Origin of the sequence: Citrobacter freundii complex sp. CFNIH2 (assembly GCF_002880615.1) — a bacterium.
GTDB classification, from domain to species: Bacteria; Pseudomonadota; Gammaproteobacteria; order Enterobacterales; family Enterobacteriaceae; genus Citrobacter_A; species Citrobacter_A amalonaticus_F.
In genome coordinates this window covers 385,110-401,024 of sequence record NZ_CP025757.1, presented here as the reverse complement: position 1 = coordinate 401,024, position 15,915 = coordinate 385,110, and the positions used below count along the sequence as shown (strand labels likewise).

Sequence of the window (15,915 nt, the reverse complement as noted above, 5' to 3'; positions counted from 1 at the left end):
ACTCGCCCGGCGGCACAATGCCCCGGGCGTTTTTGCGTTTAGCCTTCCACAAAATTGAATGCGTTACCGTCGGACGACCCGCAGTTGGCGCGGCAACTCTATACGGAAGCCTTTCCGCTGGTTGATATCACGGTCATCTCTGACAACGAAATCATGCAGCATAAGCGCATAGCCCTGCTTGAACTGATGCAAAAACATATCCACGATCGTGATTTGATGGGGCTGGTTGACCGACTGGTTTCGCTTTTAATAACCGGTACCGCTAATGACAGCCAGTTGCATACGCTGTTTAATTATCTGGTGCAGTACGGCGATGCGTCCCGCTTCAGTGACTTTATTCATGACGTTGCCAGACGCGTTCCCCATCACAAGGAGAAATTGATGACGATTGCAGAAAGGCTTCGGCAGGAAGGCCACCACACGGGGCTGCAGAAGGGTCTACAGGAAGGATTACAAAAAGGCACCCGGGAGGAGGCATTACGTATCGCGCGGATGATGCTGAAAAGCGGGATCGAACGCGACAAGGTACTGGTGATAACCGGGCTGTCACTCGACGATATCATGGCAAACAGTCCGTAAAGCCTGACAGATAGCCCGGTGACACAGCGCCGCCGGGCTATGGATTTAGTAACTGCTTTTCAGTTTCGGCATCGTCTGGCCGGACTTAAACATTGCCAGCCGCTGGTCCAGCGCGTCGGTATACAGCATGGTATCGACGCCGACAGCAACAAAGTTCGCCCCCCACTCCAGACATTTCTGCGCCATCAGCGGATCGACGGCGAGAAAGCCCGCCGCTTTCCCGGCTGCGCGAATGCGCTGGATGCTCTCTTTGATAATCCGCTGCACCTCCGGGTGTCCGCTGTTGTCCGGATACCCCAACGAAGCCGAAAGATCGGCAGGACCAATAAACACACCGTCAATCCCGTCTACGTCGAGGATCGCATCCAGATTATCCAGCGCGGCTTTACTTTCAACCTGCACCAGCAGACAGAGTGACGCATTGGCCTGCGCCATATAGTTCTCAATACGACCCCAGCGTGCCGCCCGCGCCACGCTGGCCCCGACGCCGCGCTCACCCACAGGCGGGTAACGGGTTGCAGCAACCACCTGTCGCGCCTGTTCCGCGCTATCCACCATCGGAATCAACAGCGTCTGCGCGCCGATATCCAGTACCTGCTTGATCAGCGCCTTAGCACCGTCTACCGGACGGATCACCGGCTGGCTCGCGTAAGGGGCAATCGCCTGCAACTGATGATAGAGATCCTGCATCGTGTTCGGCGCGTGTTCGCCGTCGATCAGCAGCCAGTCATAACCCGACGTTGCGGCGATTTCCGCCATATAAGAGGTGGTCGAACTTAACCACAGTCCAATTTGTACTTCCCCTTTGCGGAGCGCGTCCTTAAAAGGGTTCGCTAACAATGCGTTCATAATGATCCTTACAACGTGGATAAAATTATTGATGCGCAGCACCCGGTTGCGACGTGGGACGGTTCACGCTCAGCGTGAAGATAATCAATGAGCCGATAATGGCGACGCCCGCCAGCGTCAACAGTCCCGCAGCACTGCTGGCAAACATCGTTTCCGCCTTCACACGCAGGATTGGCGCAATAAACCCGCCCACCGCGCCAAACAGGTTCACGAAACCGATCCCCGCCGCCAGCGCCGTGCCGGAAAGTAACTGAGTCGGCATGGTCCAGAACACCGGTTGTACGGCGATAAAACCGACCGCCGCCACGCAAAGCGCCAGAATCGCCACTACCGGAGAGGCCAGCCCGGATACGCCGATGCCAATCCCCGCAGCCAGCAACGTCAGCGCGGCGACATTGCGGCGCTCACCCGTACGGTCGGAGTAGCGAGGGATCAGCCAGGTCCCGAACAGAGCGGCAACCCATGGAATGGCGGTAACCACCGACGCCGTAAAGCCCACTTTGGTTCCCAGCAGCGCCGCAACCTGAGTCGGCAGGAAGAAAATCAGCCCGTACACCGCCACCTGAATCGTCAGATAGATAATCGCCAGTTGCCAGACGCGTCCGTTACGCAGGGCATCCGTCAGTTTTGACGTGGTCTTCTTCTCTTCTTCACTCGCCAGTTGGCTTATGAGCGCCGCTTTCTCTTCTGCGCTGAGGAAACGCGCCTGCTGCGGGGTATCATCCAGCCAGAAGAAGGTGAAGACTCCGGCGCCTACCGCCAGTAAACCTTCGATAACGAACATCCAGAACCAGCCGGGATGGCCCATAAAGCCGTGCATCTCCAGCAGCGCGCCGGACAGCGGCGATCCCAGCGTCAACGCCAGCGGCGCCCCCATGTAAAACAGCCCCATAATGCTGGCGCGGTTACGCTGCGGGAACCATTGCGAGGTGAGATAGATCATGCCGGGGAAGAAACCGGCTTCTGCCGCTCCCAGCAGGGTACGGATAATCAGGAATTTCGCCTCGGTATCCGCCCACGCCATCGCAGCGGAGAGGAATCCCCACAACAGCGTGGTGGTGCCAATCCAGGTTCTGGCCCCCAGCTTGCGCATCAACAGGTTGGCGGGCACCCCAAGAAAAGCGTAAACCACAAAGAAAATCCCCGCGCCAAGCGCATAGGCCTCGTTGCTCAGCCCGGTATCAATCTGATAGGTCTCTTTGGCAAAGCCAATGTTCGAACGGTCCAGAAACGCCAGGACATACAGTGCCAGCATGAACGGGATCAAACGCGCGCGGTTTTTCTTCACCACGCCGTCAAGAAGAGTGGTACTCATAGCAAGATCCTCAAAGAGATGAGGGCGTTGCCGTCGCTGCGGCAACGCACGGGTCATTAGTGGCTATAAGGCCGTTTCAGATTACAGTCGCGGTTCAACTCGACGCCGAATCCTGGTTTATCCAGCACGGACTTATGAATGCGGCCCTGCACCGGTACCGGTTCATCAAGCAGAATCGGGTCAAACTGCGGACGCATGGTTGAGCAGTCCGGGCTGGTCATCAGGAACTCACTGAACGGCGTGTTGGTGAAGGTAATCACCGCATGATGGGAGTAGACCGACGAACCGTGCGGCACGACCAGTTGTCCGCGCGATTTCGCAATCGCAGCAATCTCGACCAGTGTGGTCAGGCCGCCGCACCAGCCGACATCCGGCTGCATGATATCGATGCCGGTTTCCGCCAGCGTACGGAAGGACTGCAGCGTGCCGTGGTGCTCACCGCTGGTGACCATCATCCCTGCCGGCGCATTGCGTTTCAGTTCGCGATAGCCTTCATACTGCTGCGGCGGTAAACACTCTTCGATCCACTTCAGGTTAGATGGCGCGCAGGCATGAGCCAGCTTCGTGGCGTAATTCACGTCCTGACTCATCCAGCAGTCCAGCATCAACCAGAAATCCGGGCCGCACTTCTCACGCATCTCCGCCACCATCGCGGCATCTTTGCGGATCCCCGCATCGCCATCGTGTGGCCCCCAGTGCGTCGGCATTTTGCCGCCAATGAAGCCCATCTCTTTTGCCAGATCCGGTCGGGCCCCGGTGGCATAGAACTGAATTTCATCGCGCACCGCGCCGCCCAACAGTTTGTAGACCGGCAGGCCGACCACCTTGCCAAACAGATCCCACAGCGCCAAATCGACGCAGGAGATGGTGTTCATCACCAGACCGCCAGAGCCTGAGTAATACATGGTCGCACCGAGCATCTGATCGTGAATGAGTTTGATATCGCTGACGCATTTCCCTTCGATAAAGCGATTGAGGTGTTTTTCAACGATAAAGCACCCCATCTCCCCTGCCGTGGAGACCGCAAAACCCGTCTGTCCGTTTTCGGCTTCGACTTCGACAATCAGCGTACCCAGCACGTTAATCCCAAAGGACTGGCGTGACTGCTCGTACTCACGATATTTGCTCATCGGCGTGGCGATATGATCGTCAATCCAGTGATTCGCTCCCTGGTCATGATAATCACCGCCGCCAGCACCTTTTTCTGCTGTAGCGCCACCGGTAAACCAGGCGCGGACATGTTTAATTTTGGGTAGGGTCATGATGTTCTCCATTATTATGATGCGAGTGAATCGAAGGGACTTTTCCATCCCAACAGACGTGAAATATCTTTCGCGCAGGCAATGGCTTTGCCGGCAAGATAATCACGATTCTCTTCGTTGATTTCTAAGCGAGTGCCAACCACCGAAATGGCGGCGGCGGGTTCGTTATTGGCATTAAATACAGGGGCAGCAACACAGCGTACATCCGGATAATCCTCTCCGTTATCGAAGCTCCAGCCGCGCTGGCGGATGCGTTCCAGTTCATCGCTAAGTTGCTGAGGTTGGGTGATCGTGGTGGGGGTCGCCTGCTCCCATACCAGTTGTTCAATAATGGCGTTGCGCACGGCGGCGGGTTGCCAGGCCAACAGGCATTTACCAATACCAGAGCGATATAACGAAAGGCTTTTCCCTTCATGGGAGCGCACGCTGATGGTCGAAGACGATTCCACCTTCAGGATGTAATACGCGCTTTCATGGTCAATGATCCCCAGATGGCAGAGCAGCCCCGTTTCATCCATCAGTTGCGTCAGGCGCGGGCGCGCCAGCTCACGCAGATCCATTTTGCTGAGCGCATGGCCGGAAAGTTCCACCAGCTTGGTCCACAGACAAAAGTTCTCCTGGTGATCGACACTGATAAACCGCTGACGCTTCAGTTCGCTCAACAGCAGGTACGCCGTGCTTTTGGGAATACCCAGCGTTTCGATAATCGTGGCGGCGCTACAGGGGCCAATCCGCGCAATCAGATTAAGAATATCGATGGCGCGGGTGAGCGCCGGAACTTTGCTTGATTCCAACATACTGGACTCCAGTCTGAGATACTGGAATCAGTGTGGTCGGTCGAGCCAGGTAAATTTGTGAAGCGCGTCATGTCGCGCCTTTCTTCCAGCAGAATGGAGAAATTACGTGCAGAAGTGTGAGATGACGCACGGATTTTTTCGCGGGGAGTACAATGGGTTGGACAAAAAAAGAATCCGCCCGAAAAACTCAGCGCTTTCGGGCGATGTAAAGACTACAGCGTCAGGGATTCAACCACGTCAATCCAGCCGTGTTCGCTGGCAATATCCTGCTCGTTGAACCAGCGACGCAGCATGTTAAGCGCCATCATCGCACAGACCTCCTGACGGACCAGCAGACTGTGACGGGTCACGCTGAAATGCACGCGCAGGGCAAACGTCCCGTCCGGGGTCGCCAGCGCAAAGTTCAGGTGATCGTTTTCCAGCCCGGAGATCGCCAGCGCCAGCCCGGCGTAATGGTTATCGCGCCGTTCTGTCGTCCAGTGCGCGGTCTGCGCCAGCGTCTCTTCCTGCGAAGGCACCACTTCACTGGCCAGCAGCGGCGCACCCACGCGGGAGAGCTGCAATGCCACCAGCCCGCCGGTGAACTGTTCGCTCAGCGTCAGGCTGAGCTGCCTTTTCTGCAACTCGCGGGCGATTTGTAACGGAAGTCCCTCGGTACCTTCAAAAATCAGGCTTTGACCGGCAACGCGTTTGACCTCCTGCCACAGACTGCGCATCGCTTCACGCTGGACATACGGTCCGGTCAATTTCAGCTCGATAATCGGCATCGAAGAACGGTAACCCAGCGTCACCCCTTCCGGTAATGAAAGCGAGTCGAGGCTTTGCGCCAGATCGCTTTCCGAACGACCAAAGGTGGTCAGACGCAGACACAGCGGCGGCTCGGAGAGAGAGAAACGCTCGCGCAGACGCGGCAGGATCTCATGTTCTACCATTACCTTAAATTCTGACGGTACGCCCGGCGTAAAGAACATCAGGCAACGATTAAGCTGCACGGCAAAACCACAGGCGGTACCGACGGGATTATTGATGAATTCAGCGCTGGCGGGCAGTTCCGCCTGTTTGCGGTTGCTGGGCGCCATCACTCTGCCGCGCTCGCGGAAAAATCGTTCCATCTCGGCAAGCCAGGCTTCGTGCAGAACCAGCCCTTCCCCTTTCGCCGTCGCCGCAGCAAGCGCGCTGAGATCGTCGCTGGTCGGCCCCAGTCCACCGTTGACGATCAGTACGTCAGCATGCTGACTCCGCTCGCGCAAAATGGCGACCAGGCAGTCGAGGTTATCGCCCACCGTATTACGGCGGGTTAAAGGCAATCCCTGATTAAAGAAAAAATCGGCCAGCCAGGCAGCATTCGTGTCGACGATTTGCCCGTGCAACACTTCATCCCCGGTGGATAACATCTCCACGTTTAACATCGTGTTCTCCTGCTTTTAAGATGAAAACACTATAACGCAAAGGGGGAAGTGACGGGGTAGAGAAATATCCGGAAGGAAACAAAAGTGGCGCGGCAGAAGACCGCGCCACCAAAATTAGAAGCTGGCGTTAACCCCAACATACGGGCCGTCCGCAATGGCGTTATCGCGATTGCCATCTTTACCCGCAAGGTTCAGGTAGCGATAACCCGCTTCGATGCTAAGCGGACGCATGATCGTCAGACGTGCACCGGCATTCGCCTCTTCATAGCTCTGGATCCCGCTGGATAACGAGTCCGGAGAGTAGTAGTACTCGCCGAACAGACGGATGCTATCGCCTATTGGCCACTGTAGTCCACCGCCAACCGCGGCAGCATAGCCTTCATCACTGTCGTTCGGGTTGGTATAGACCCCTTTGCCGCCCACCGTCGCCATCAGTGGACCGAGCGGAAGATTCAGCCCCAGTCCCAGACCCGCGACGTCGCCATCGTCATCGCTATGCATCCAGTTGCCGCTCAGCGCCAGGCCCGTGGACTCGGTGCCAAAGCCGACGCCAACGTTGGTATATTCTTTACCCGCCTGACCGCTGATGCTCATTGCACTCGCAGAGGCGGAAACGAACAGCATTCCAGCTATTCCAAATAATACGCTTTTTTTCATTTTTACCCTTTCCAGCAAGCAAATACGTAAAGTTCCCCAAAACCGCAGGATTGTACTGCCAGTGTTAAAGGAATCAATGAGCTAAAAAAGCGATCGTGCGGCATTTTGTAACTAAATAATACCGTTCAGGGGCGAGAAGAGTATTGTTAACCTTCCCTATCGTTCGGAAAAACGCCCGGATACTATTTCTTATTCATAACAATCCAGTGCAGTACATTTCTCATATGAATAGAAAATAAACATTTTCTCTGCTGTTGCCAGGGGATAAACTTTTCCGTGCTAACACTCCCTCCGCTTCAAGGAACATTACCGTGCGTCAAAGGACTATTGTTTGCCCCTTAATACAGAATGCTGGAAGTTATCTCCTGTGCCAGATGGCCGACGACCGGGGCGTTTTCCCGGGCCAATGGGCGCTGTCTGGTGGTGGCGTCGAACCCGGGGAACGTATTGAAGAGGCCCTGCGCCGTGAGATTCGCGAAGAACTGGGCACTGCGTTGGTTCTGACTGATATCAAACCCTGGACCTTCAGCGACGATATCCGTACCAAAACCTACCCCGATGGCCGTCAGGAAGAGATCTATATGATTTACCTGATATTCGACTGCATCGCCGCCAATCGTGAGGTGCATATCAATGACGAGTTTCAGGCGTTTGCCTGGGTCAAACCGGAAGATTTAGTGAAATACGATCTGAACGTTGCGACGGTGAAAACCTTAACACTGAAAGGGTTATTGTAATATCCGATGACAGCCGGTACGGCTGTCATTCTTTATTCATAATAGGGATTAGGGTGACACCAGTTTACCGTCAAGGAACAATTTCCCTTTATCGACATGCATCACCAGACCGTCCAGATAATCCGGGGTCAATTTTACACTCCGCATATTTTTTGCCAGATAGGTCAGACAATGATTGTGAGTAAAAATTACCACATCTTTATTTTCCGACTTATTGGCTAAGCGCTCAATGGCCTGATAAGTACCCCGGCCACAGGCATGCATGCCTTTATCCACCGTCAGTTTTTTATCCGCAGAAAACCAGGTCGCTGACTGAATGGTACGCACCGTATCGCTGGCATAAAGATCGTAGTCTTTTATCTCTTTACCAAACGCGGCACCCAACGCACGGGCTTGCTTCGCGCCATGCTCGGTAATGCCGGTTTTATCCGACAGGCAGGTATTGTCTGACCTGTCGCAGCGCTCAGCATGACGAAACAACACCACCACCGGATGCTGTTTTGCCAGTACCGCCAGGGTACGGGAATCGATTCGCGGCAGTCCGTTACTACTCCAGGCGAAATGGCTACCCAGCCCCACCATCATCACCAGCGCCGATAACAAAATAACCGTATATTTTTTGTATTTAATGAAATATTGGGACACGATAAACACATTAAACTCCACCCGTTACCGGCGAACAGAAATATAACTTTGCGACGTACTGCTTAATCAAAGGCATGATCATTTATGTGGGCAAAATGCCCGAAAACCACGACCAATGCAAATGCAACACGAGGAAAAAAGGATATATTTCCATAACGTTAAGTTCTTAAGGTTAAATTAATATTCAGCCACTATTATTTGGCTCTAACTGGATAATCCTCATTTAGCCTCCTGTTTATGACTCAATAAATAAGAGGATCGCAGTATCCAAATGGCTAAAGGAAATATAATGTCTGATTTTCTGCCTTTCTCTCGCCCGGCGGTAGGTACGGAAGAACTTGCCGCAATCAAAGCGGTTCTTGATTCCGGATGGATTACAACCGGCCCGAAAAATCAGCAACTGGAAGAGGCCTTCTGCCAGTTGACGGGAAACCACCACGCCATTGCCGTCAGCTCCGCCACGGCGGGTATGCATATCGCCCTCATGGCGCTGGGAGTCGGTGCCGGTGATGAAGTCATCACCCCGTCAATGACCTGGGTTTCCACCCTGAACATGATTGTGCTACTGGGAGCCACTCCGGTGATGGTGGATGTCGACCGCGACACACTGATGGTCACCGCTGAACACATTGAAGCCGCCATTACCCCGCGCACGAAAGCCATTATTCCCGTCCATTACGCTGGCGCGCCGGCCTATCTGGATGCCATTTACGCCCTTGCAGAACGTCACGGCATTGCGGTTATCGAAGATGCTGCCCACGCAGTCGGGACTTATTATCAGGGCCGTCACGTCGGCGCGCGGGGCACCGCAATTTTCTCCTTTCACGCCATCAAGAATGTCACCTGCGCAGAGGGAGGACTCATTGTCACCGACGACGAGCCACTCGCCCGGGAGCTGCGTAAGCTGAAATTCCACGGACTCGGCGTGGATGCCTACGATCGCCAGACCTGGGGGCGCGCGCCTCAGGCAGAGGTGCTGACGCCAGGTTACAAATACAATCTGACCGATATTAACGCGGCGATGGCGCTGGTTCAGTTAGACAAGCTAGAGACACTAAACCGTCGCCGGGCATCCATCGCCCACACGTACCAACTGGCACTGGCCGATCTCCCGTTTCAACCGCTGAGCCTGCCGTCATGGCCCCACGTTCATGCCTGGCATCTGTTTATTATTCGTACCGACGAAGAGCGCTGTGGCATCAGTCGCGACGCGCTGATGGAGGCGCTCAAAAACCAGGGGATCGGGACCGGTTTGCATTTTCGCGCGGCACACACGCAGAAATATTACCGCGAGCGCTTTAACACCCTGTCGCTCCCCAATACCGAATGGAACAGCGCACGTATCTGCTCGCTACCGCTGTTTCCTGATATGACCCCGGCGGATACCGCCCGTGTCATCACCGCGCTTCGCCAGATTGCAGGAAAATAACCATGTTTGAAGCCCTTCCGATTACGAAAGTGTCGGTGGTGATCCCTGTCTACAACGAACAGGAAAGCCTGCCGGAACTGCTCAGGCGAACCACTGCGGCCTGCGAGAGTCTGGGAAAAGACTATGAAATCCTGTTGATTGATGACGGTAGCAGCGACCACTCCGCCCAGTTGTTGATCAACGCATCAGAAGCCGAAGGCAGCCACATTGTTTCGATTTTACTGAATCGCAACTATGGGCAGCATTCCGCCATCATGGCGGGGTTCAGTCACGTCACCGGCGACCTGATCATTACGCTCGATGCCGATCTGCAAAACCCGCCGGAAGAGATCCCGCGTCTGGTGGCAAAAGCCGATGAAGGGTATGACGTCGTTGGCACCGTGCGCCAGAATCGTCAGGACAGTCTGTTCCGTAAGACCGCCTCGAAGATGATCAACCATCTGATTCAACGCACCACGGGCAAAGCGATGGGCGACTACGGCTGCATGCTTCGCGCCTATCGCCGTCACATTATCGATGCCATGCTGCATTGTCACGAACGCAGCACATTTATCCCGATTCTGGCGAATATTTTTGCCCGCCGCGCCACGGAGATCCCCGTTCATCACGCGGAACGTGAATTTGGTGATTCCAAATACAGCTTTATGCGGCTGATTAACCTGATGTACGACCTGGTGACCTGCCTGACGACAACGCCTCTGCGCATGCTGAGCCTGCTCGGCAGCGTCATTGCCGTTACCGGATTTACCCTGTCGATACTCCTCGTCATTCTCCGCCTGACGCTGGGGCCACAATGGGCGGCAGAAGGGGTATTCATGCTGTTTGCCGTTCTGTTTACTTTTATCGGCGCACAGTTCATCGGCATGGGATTACTCGGCGAATATATCGGTCGAATTTACAACGATGTCCGTGCCCGCCCCCGCTATTTCGTCCAGCAAGTTATTCGTCCGGAAAGCCCGCACTCTACACAGGAAAATCAACAATGAAAGCCGTTGTCTTCGCGTATCACGATATGGGGTGTCTGGGCGTTCAGGCCGTGCTCGACGCCGGTTATGACATTGCCGCCATTTTTACACATGCGGATAACCCAGGAGAAAACGCATTTTTTGGCTCCGTTTCTCGCCTGGCCGCTGATGCGGGGATCCCGGTCTACGCCCCTGATGACGTCAACCACCCCATCTGGGCCGAGCGTATCAGTCAACTCGCTCCCGACGTTATTTTCTCCTTCTATTACCGTCATCTGCTCAGCGATGCGATTCTGGAACTGGCCCCGGCTGGCGCATTCAACCTGCACGGTTCACTCCTGCCGAAGTATCGCGGTCGCGCCCCGCTGAACTGGGTGTTGGTGAATGGCGAAAGTGAAACCGGCGTGACGCTGCACCGCATGGTCAAACGCGCCGATGCAGGCGCCATTATCGAGCAACAGCGTGTCGCTATTTCGCCTGACGATACGGCCCTTACGCTACATCATAAGCTTTGCCAGACCGCCCGACGGGTGCTGGAACAGGCATTGCCCGCGATCAAACGCAGAGAGACCCACGACGTTGCGCAGAACGAGAGCGACGCAACGTACTTTGGTCGCCGCACGCCTGAAGACAGTTTCCTGACATGGAACCGACCGGCAACGACGCTGCACAACATGGTGCGGGCGGTTGCGGCCCCCTGGCCGGGCGCATTCAGCTATTCCGGCACGCAAAAATTCACCATCTGGTCATCCCGTGTCCACCCGCAGACCCAGACCGCGCAACCGGGTACCGTGATTTCCGTCGCCCCCCTGCTGATCGCTTGTGCCGAAGGCGCGCTGGAGGTCGTGACCGGACAGGCGGGTAACGGCATCACCATGCAGGGGGCACAGTTAGCGCAGGTTCTTGGCCTGGTTGCGGGTTCTCGTTTAAACAGTCAGTCGCTGGCAACCAGTAAGCGCCGTACCCGCGTACTGATCCTCGGCGTGAATGGCTTTATTGGCAACCATCTTACCGAACGCCTGCTGCGCGAAGACCACTACGAAATCTATGGTCTGGATATCGGCAGCGATGCGATTGGTCGCTTCCTCAACCATCCGCGTTTTCATTTTGTGGAAGGCGACATCAGCATTCACTCTGAATGGATCGAATATCACGTTAAGAAATGCGACGTGGTGCTGCCGCTGGTGGCCATTGCCACGCCTATTGAATATACCCGCAACCCACTGCGCGTCTTTGAACTGGATTTTGAAGAAAACCTGAAAATCATTCGCTACTGTGTGAAATACCGTAAACGGATCATTTTCCCATCGACTTCTGAAGTGTACGGGATGTGTACCGACAAAGTGTTCGATGAAGACAGCTCGAATCTGATTGTCGGGCCGGTCAATAAACCCCGCTGGATTTACTCGGTGTCCAAACAGCTTCTCGACCGCGTCATTTGGGCCTATGGTGAAAAAGAAGGGCTTCGCTTTACCCTCTTCCGCCCGTTCAACTGGATGGGGCCGCGACTCGACAGCCTGAATTCCGCGCGAATTGGCAGCTCACGCGCCATTACGCAGTTGATCCTTAACCTGGTGGAAGGCTCGCCAATTAAGCTGATTGAAGGCGGAAAACAAAAACGCTGCTTTACGGATATCCGCGACGGTATCGAAGCGCTGTACCGGATCATTGAAAATGCGGGCGGCCGCTGTGACGGTGAAATCATCAACATCGGCAACCCAGAAAACGAAGCCAGCATCAAAGAGCTGGCGGAAATGCTGCTGGAGAGTTTCGACAAACATCCGCTGCGCAATCATTTTCCACCGTTTGCCGGGTTACGGGTGGTTGAGAGCAGCAGCTATTATGGCAAAGGCTATCAGGATGTGGAGCACCGTAAGCCCAACATCCGTAATGCAAAACGTTGCCTGGACTGGGAGCCTACCATTGATATGCGCGAAACGGTTGACGAGACGCTGGATTTCTTCCTGCGCAGTGTAGATCTCACGGAACATTCATCATGACAAAAGTCGGCTTGCGTATTGATGTCGATACCTTCCGTGGCACCCGCGAAGGCGTGCCGCGCCTGTTAGCGTCATTGAGCCGATACCACATTCGGGCAAGTTTTTTCTTTAGCGTTGGACCAGACAACATGGGGCGCCATCTCTGGCGCCTGATTAAACCGCAGTTTCTGTGGAAGATGCTGCGTTCAAACGCCGCGTCTCTTTACGGCTGGGATATTCTGCTGGCCGGTACTGCCTGGCCGGGAAAAGAAATCGGCCGCGCAAACGCAGAGATTATCCGTGAAGCGGCGCGCCAGCATGAAACAGGGCTGCACGCCTGGGATCACCACGCCTGGCAGTCCCGGAGTCCTCAGTGGAGCGAACAGCAGCTCATCGCTGATATTTCACACGGGATAACCGCCCTGGAGGCGATCACCGGCCAGCCCGTGACCTGTTCAGCCGTCGCGGGCTGGCGTGCCGACCAGCGTGTGGTGCTCGCCAAAGAGACATTTTCTCTGCGTTACAACAGCGACTGCCGCGGCTGGGCGCCGTTCCGTCCGGTTCTCGGGGCTGATGCGTTCGCTACGCCACAAATTCCGGTTACGCTGCCCACGTGGGATGAAGCGGTGGGTCGCGACGTTCAGGCGGAGGATTTCAACGACTGGATCCTCTCCCGAATACAGCGGGATACCGGTACGCCGGTGTATACCATTCATGCCGAAGTCGAAGGCGGTGCCTGGCACAGCCAGTTTGAGGAACTGCTCCAGCGTGCGGCTGATGCGGGCATCACCTTCTGCCCGCTTGGCGATCTACTGCCTGACGATCGCAACACCTTGCCGCCGGGAGAGATTATTCGCGGTAACCTCGCGGGAAGAGAAGGATGGTTAGGCTGCCAGCAAGCAATGAGTGTCATACGATGAAAAACACCCGTTATTATCAGATACTGGCCGCGCTAATCGCGTTCTGGTACATCATCCCCATCAACCTGCGCCTGCTGTGGCAACCTGACGAGACGCGCTATGCCGAGATCAGTCGTGAAATGCTGGCCTCCGGCGACTGGCTTGTTCCTCATTTTCTTGGCGTCCGTTACTTTGAAAAACCGATTGCCGGATACTGGATTAACAGCATCGGGCAGTGGTTGTTTGGTGCGAACAATTTCGGCGTTCGCGCTGGGGCGATTTTTGCGACACTGGTCACCGCCGCGCTGGTGGGATGGCTTGCCATGCGCATATGGCGCGATATGCGTACTGCCCTGCTGTCGGCCATCATTTTCTTGTCGTTGTTTATTGTCTACGGGATTGGCACTTACGCGGTGCTCGATCCGCTGATTGCGCTCTGGCTCATGGCGGGACTGTGCTGCTTCTGGCAGGCGATGCAGGCCACCACCTGGCAAGGGAAAAGCGTAGGATTCCTGCTGCTGGGCGTCACCTGCGGGATGGGGGTCATGACCAAGGGCTTTCTGGCGCTTGCAGTACCGGTGCTCAGCGTTCTGCCGTGGGTCGCCGCGCAGAAGCGCTGGAAAGATCTATTCCTCTACGGCGGATTAGCGGTCATTAGCTGTGTCGTCGTCATTCTGCCGTGGGGGCTGGCTATCGCCCAACGCGAACCCGATTTCTGGCACTACTTTTTCTGGGTCGAACATATCCAGCGTTTCGCGATGGATGACGCCCAGCACAAAGCGCCGTTCTGGTACTATCTGCCGGTGCTGATCGCCGGAAGCCTGCCGTGGCTAGCGCTGCTTCCGGGCGCCTTAAAGACCGGCTGGCAGGAGCGCGATGAATCGCGCAGCGCGCTCTATCTGCTCGGTTGGATCGTAATGCCGCTGATGTTTTTTAGCATCGCGAAAGGCAAATTACCGACCTACATTCTGTCCTGTTTCGCCCCGCTCGCCATACTGATGGCGAGATATGGATTGAACGCGGCGGAAAAGGGCTTTGCCGCACTGCGCATCAACGGCTGGATCAATATTCTGTTCGGCGTCATCGGGATCATCGCCACGCTGGTTGTCTCGCCGTGGGGACCGCTGAAATCGCCGGTCTGGATGCACATTGAGGTGTATAAGGTCTTCTGTTCGCTGGGCATTTTTACCCTGTGGGCCCTTTTCGGCTGGTATACGCTGACTAACACCGAAAAGAGCTGGATTTATGCCGCGTTGTGTCCCGTGGCGCTGGCGCTGTTGTTTGGCTTTTCCGTTCCCGATCGGGTAATGGAATCTAAACAGCCGCAGTTTTTTGTCGAGATGACCCGGGAAAACCTGGCGCCAAGCCGCTACATTCTTACCGACAGCGTAGGCGTCGCCGCCGGTCTGGCCTGGAGTCTGAACCGGGATGACATTTTAATGTATGGGCAAACCGGCGAGCTGAAATATGGCCTTAACTATCCCGATGCCAAAGGCCGGTTTATTCGCTATGCCGATTTTGCGGACTGGCTCAGCCAGCACCGTCAGGAGGGGATTATTACGCTCGTGCTCACCATCGCGAAGGATGAAGACATCAACCGCCTTGCCATTCCGCCTGCCGATAAGATTGATAATCAGGGGCGTCTGGTGCTGATTCAGTATCGTCCCAAATGATCTGGCTGGTATTAGTGATGGCCAGCCTGCTCAGCGTCGCGGGGCAGTTATGCCAGAAGCAGGCTACGCTCCGCGTGCCGACAAGCGCGCGGAGACGCCATGTTACCCTGTGGCTGGGACTGGCGCTTGCCTGCCTCGGCCTGGCGATGATCCTGTGGTTACTGGTATTGCAGAACATTCCCGTGGGTATCGCTTACCCGATGCTCAGTCTGAACTTTGTCTGGGTCACACTGCTGGCATGGAAAATCTGGCGTGAACCGGTGGCGCTTCGTCACTGGCTGGGCATCGTCTTGATCATCGGCGGTATTTTTATTCTGGGGAGCGCGGCGTAATGGGATTACTGTGGGGACTGTGCAGCGTGCTCATCACGTCCGTCGCGCAACTGGGTCTGGGATTTGCAATGGAGAACCTGCCGCCGATGGAGCAATGGCAAACCTTTATCCCGGCGCTGTTCGCCATCCACACCGGTACTCTCGCGCTTTTTGCTGGCTTAGTGGGCTATCTGCTGTCGGTTTTCTGCTGGCATAACGCACTGCATCATCTTGCGCTGAGCAAGGCGTACGCGTTGCTTAGCCTGAGCTATGTGCTGGTGTGGGTGGCGTCGATGACCTTACCCGGCTGGCAGGGCGCGTTTTCCCTGAAAGCGTTGTTGGGTGTTTTATGCATTATGGCCGGACTGATGTTCATTTTTCTGCCTGCACAGCGAAAAACGCGCTGACG

Annotated in this window: 15 protein-coding genes and 1 pseudogene; 9 read left to right on the top strand and 7 right to left on the bottom strand. The window is 55.5% G+C overall.

The window, feature by feature from the left end:
• Nucleotides 1–72: 72 nt before the first annotated feature.
• Nucleotides 73–579, top strand: a pseudogene (locus WM46_RS01955) (Rpn family recombination-promoting nuclease/putative transposase); the annotation flags it as partial.
• Nucleotides 580–624: 45 nt separating this feature from the next.
• Here WM46_RS01955 and yfaU read toward each other — a convergent pair.
• From yfaU to WM46_RS01925, 6 genes are all read right to left on the bottom strand, one after another.
• Nucleotides 625–1,428, bottom strand: a complete 804-nt coding sequence (yfaU, locus tag WM46_RS01950) for a 2-keto-3-deoxy-L-rhamnonate aldolase (RefSeq protein WP_061074781.1) — start codon at nucleotides 1,426–1,428, stop codon at nucleotides 625–627.
• A 25-nt stretch (nucleotides 1,429–1,453) separates the two neighbouring features.
• Nucleotides 1,454–2,743 (bottom strand): MFS transporter, encoded by a 1,290-nt coding sequence (locus WM46_RS01945; RefSeq protein ID WP_102601274.1) that lies wholly within the window; start codon nucleotides 2,741–2,743, stop codon nucleotides 1,454–1,456.
• A 56-nt stretch (nucleotides 2,744–2,799) separates the two neighbouring features.
• The gene (rhmD, locus tag WM46_RS01940; RefSeq protein WP_046401879.1) at nucleotides 2,800–4,005 is read right to left on the bottom strand and encodes an L-rhamnonate dehydratase; all 1,206 of its coding nucleotides are present in this window, start codon (nucleotides 4,003–4,005) and stop codon (nucleotides 2,800–2,802) included.
• Between the two features lie 14 nt (nucleotides 4,006–4,019).
• Nucleotides 4,020–4,802: an IclR family transcriptional regulator gene (locus tag WM46_RS01935; RefSeq protein ID WP_043000045.1), complete on the bottom strand. Its 783-nt coding sequence runs from the start codon at nucleotides 4,800–4,802 to the stop codon at nucleotides 4,020–4,022.
• A gap of 212 nt (nucleotides 4,803–5,014) precedes the next feature.
• On the bottom strand, nucleotides 5,015–6,211 hold the full coding sequence (locus WM46_RS01930; protein WP_061074783.1) for a nicotinamide mononucleotide deamidase-related protein YfaY: 1,197 nt from the start codon (nucleotides 6,209–6,211) through the stop codon (nucleotides 5,015–5,017).
• 114 nt (nucleotides 6,212–6,325) lie between these two features.
• A complete protein-coding gene (locus tag WM46_RS01925) occupies nucleotides 6,326–6,868 on the bottom strand; it encodes a YfaZ family outer membrane protein (RefSeq protein ID WP_061074784.1) in 543 nt (180 codons plus the stop codon).
• A 311-nt stretch (nucleotides 6,869–7,179) separates the two neighbouring features.
• Here WM46_RS01925 and nudI point away from each other — a divergent pair, with 311 nt between their 5' ends.
• Nucleotides 7,180–7,605 (top strand): nucleoside triphosphatase NudI, encoded by a 426-nt coding sequence (nudI, locus tag WM46_RS01920; RefSeq protein ID WP_061074785.1) that lies wholly within the window; start codon nucleotides 7,180–7,182, stop codon nucleotides 7,603–7,605.
• Between the two features lie 48 nt (nucleotides 7,606–7,653).
• Here nudI and WM46_RS01915 read toward each other — a convergent pair whose 3' ends face one another.
• A complete protein-coding gene (locus tag WM46_RS01915) occupies nucleotides 7,654–8,259 on the bottom strand; it encodes a histidine phosphatase family protein (protein ID WP_102601273.1) in 606 nt (201 codons plus the stop codon).
• Between the two features lie 280 nt (nucleotides 8,260–8,539).
• On the opposite strand from WM46_RS01915, the gene arnB reads away from it, so the two are divergent.
• Genes arnB through arnF form a run of 7 tightly spaced genes read left to right on the top strand, consistent with a single transcriptional unit; the run spans nucleotide 8,540 to nucleotide 15,913 of the window.
• Complete coding sequence (gene arnB / locus WM46_RS01910; protein ID WP_102601272.1) at nucleotides 8,540–9,679, top strand: UDP-4-amino-4-deoxy-L-arabinose aminotransferase; 1,140 nt, start codon at nucleotides 8,540–8,542, stop codon at nucleotides 9,677–9,679.
• 2 nt (nucleotides 9,680–9,681) lie between these two features.
• Complete coding sequence (arnC, locus tag WM46_RS01905) at nucleotides 9,682–10,665, top strand: undecaprenyl-phosphate 4-deoxy-4-formamido-L-arabinose transferase (RefSeq protein WP_061074788.1); 984 nt, start codon at nucleotides 9,682–9,684, stop codon at nucleotides 10,663–10,665.
• A complete protein-coding gene (gene arnA, locus WM46_RS01900; RefSeq protein WP_061074789.1) occupies nucleotides 10,662–12,644 on the top strand; it encodes a bifunctional UDP-4-amino-4-deoxy-L-arabinose formyltransferase/UDP-glucuronic acid oxidase ArnA in 1,983 nt (660 codons plus the stop codon). The genes arnC and arnA overlap by 4 nt, the downstream gene beginning before the upstream one ends.
• Nucleotides 12,641–13,543 carry a 4-deoxy-4-formamido-L-arabinose-phosphoundecaprenol deformylase gene (arnD, locus tag WM46_RS01895; RefSeq protein WP_102601271.1) on the top strand — a complete coding sequence of 301 codons (903 nt, stop codon included), beginning with the start codon at nucleotides 12,641–12,643 and terminating at the stop codon, nucleotides 13,541–13,543. Before arnA ends, arnD begins: the two co-directional genes overlap by 4 nt.
• A complete protein-coding gene (arnT, locus tag WM46_RS01890) occupies nucleotides 13,540–15,195 on the top strand; it encodes a lipid IV(A) 4-amino-4-deoxy-L-arabinosyltransferase (protein WP_102601270.1) in 1,656 nt (551 codons plus the stop codon). The genes arnD and arnT overlap by 4 nt, the downstream gene beginning before the upstream one ends.
• On the top strand, nucleotides 15,192–15,527 hold the full coding sequence (gene arnE / locus WM46_RS01885; protein ID WP_102601269.1) for a 4-amino-4-deoxy-L-arabinose-phosphoundecaprenol flippase subunit ArnE: 336 nt from the start codon (nucleotides 15,192–15,194) through the stop codon (nucleotides 15,525–15,527). Before arnT ends, arnE begins: the two co-directional genes overlap by 4 nt.
• Entirely contained in the window at nucleotides 15,527–15,913 is a 387-nt protein-coding gene (gene arnF, locus WM46_RS01880; RefSeq protein WP_102601268.1) for a 4-amino-4-deoxy-L-arabinose-phosphoundecaprenol flippase subunit ArnF, read from the top strand. The genes arnE and arnF overlap by 1 nt, the downstream gene beginning before the upstream one ends.
• The last annotated feature ends 2 nt before the right edge of the window (nucleotides 15,914–15,915 follow it).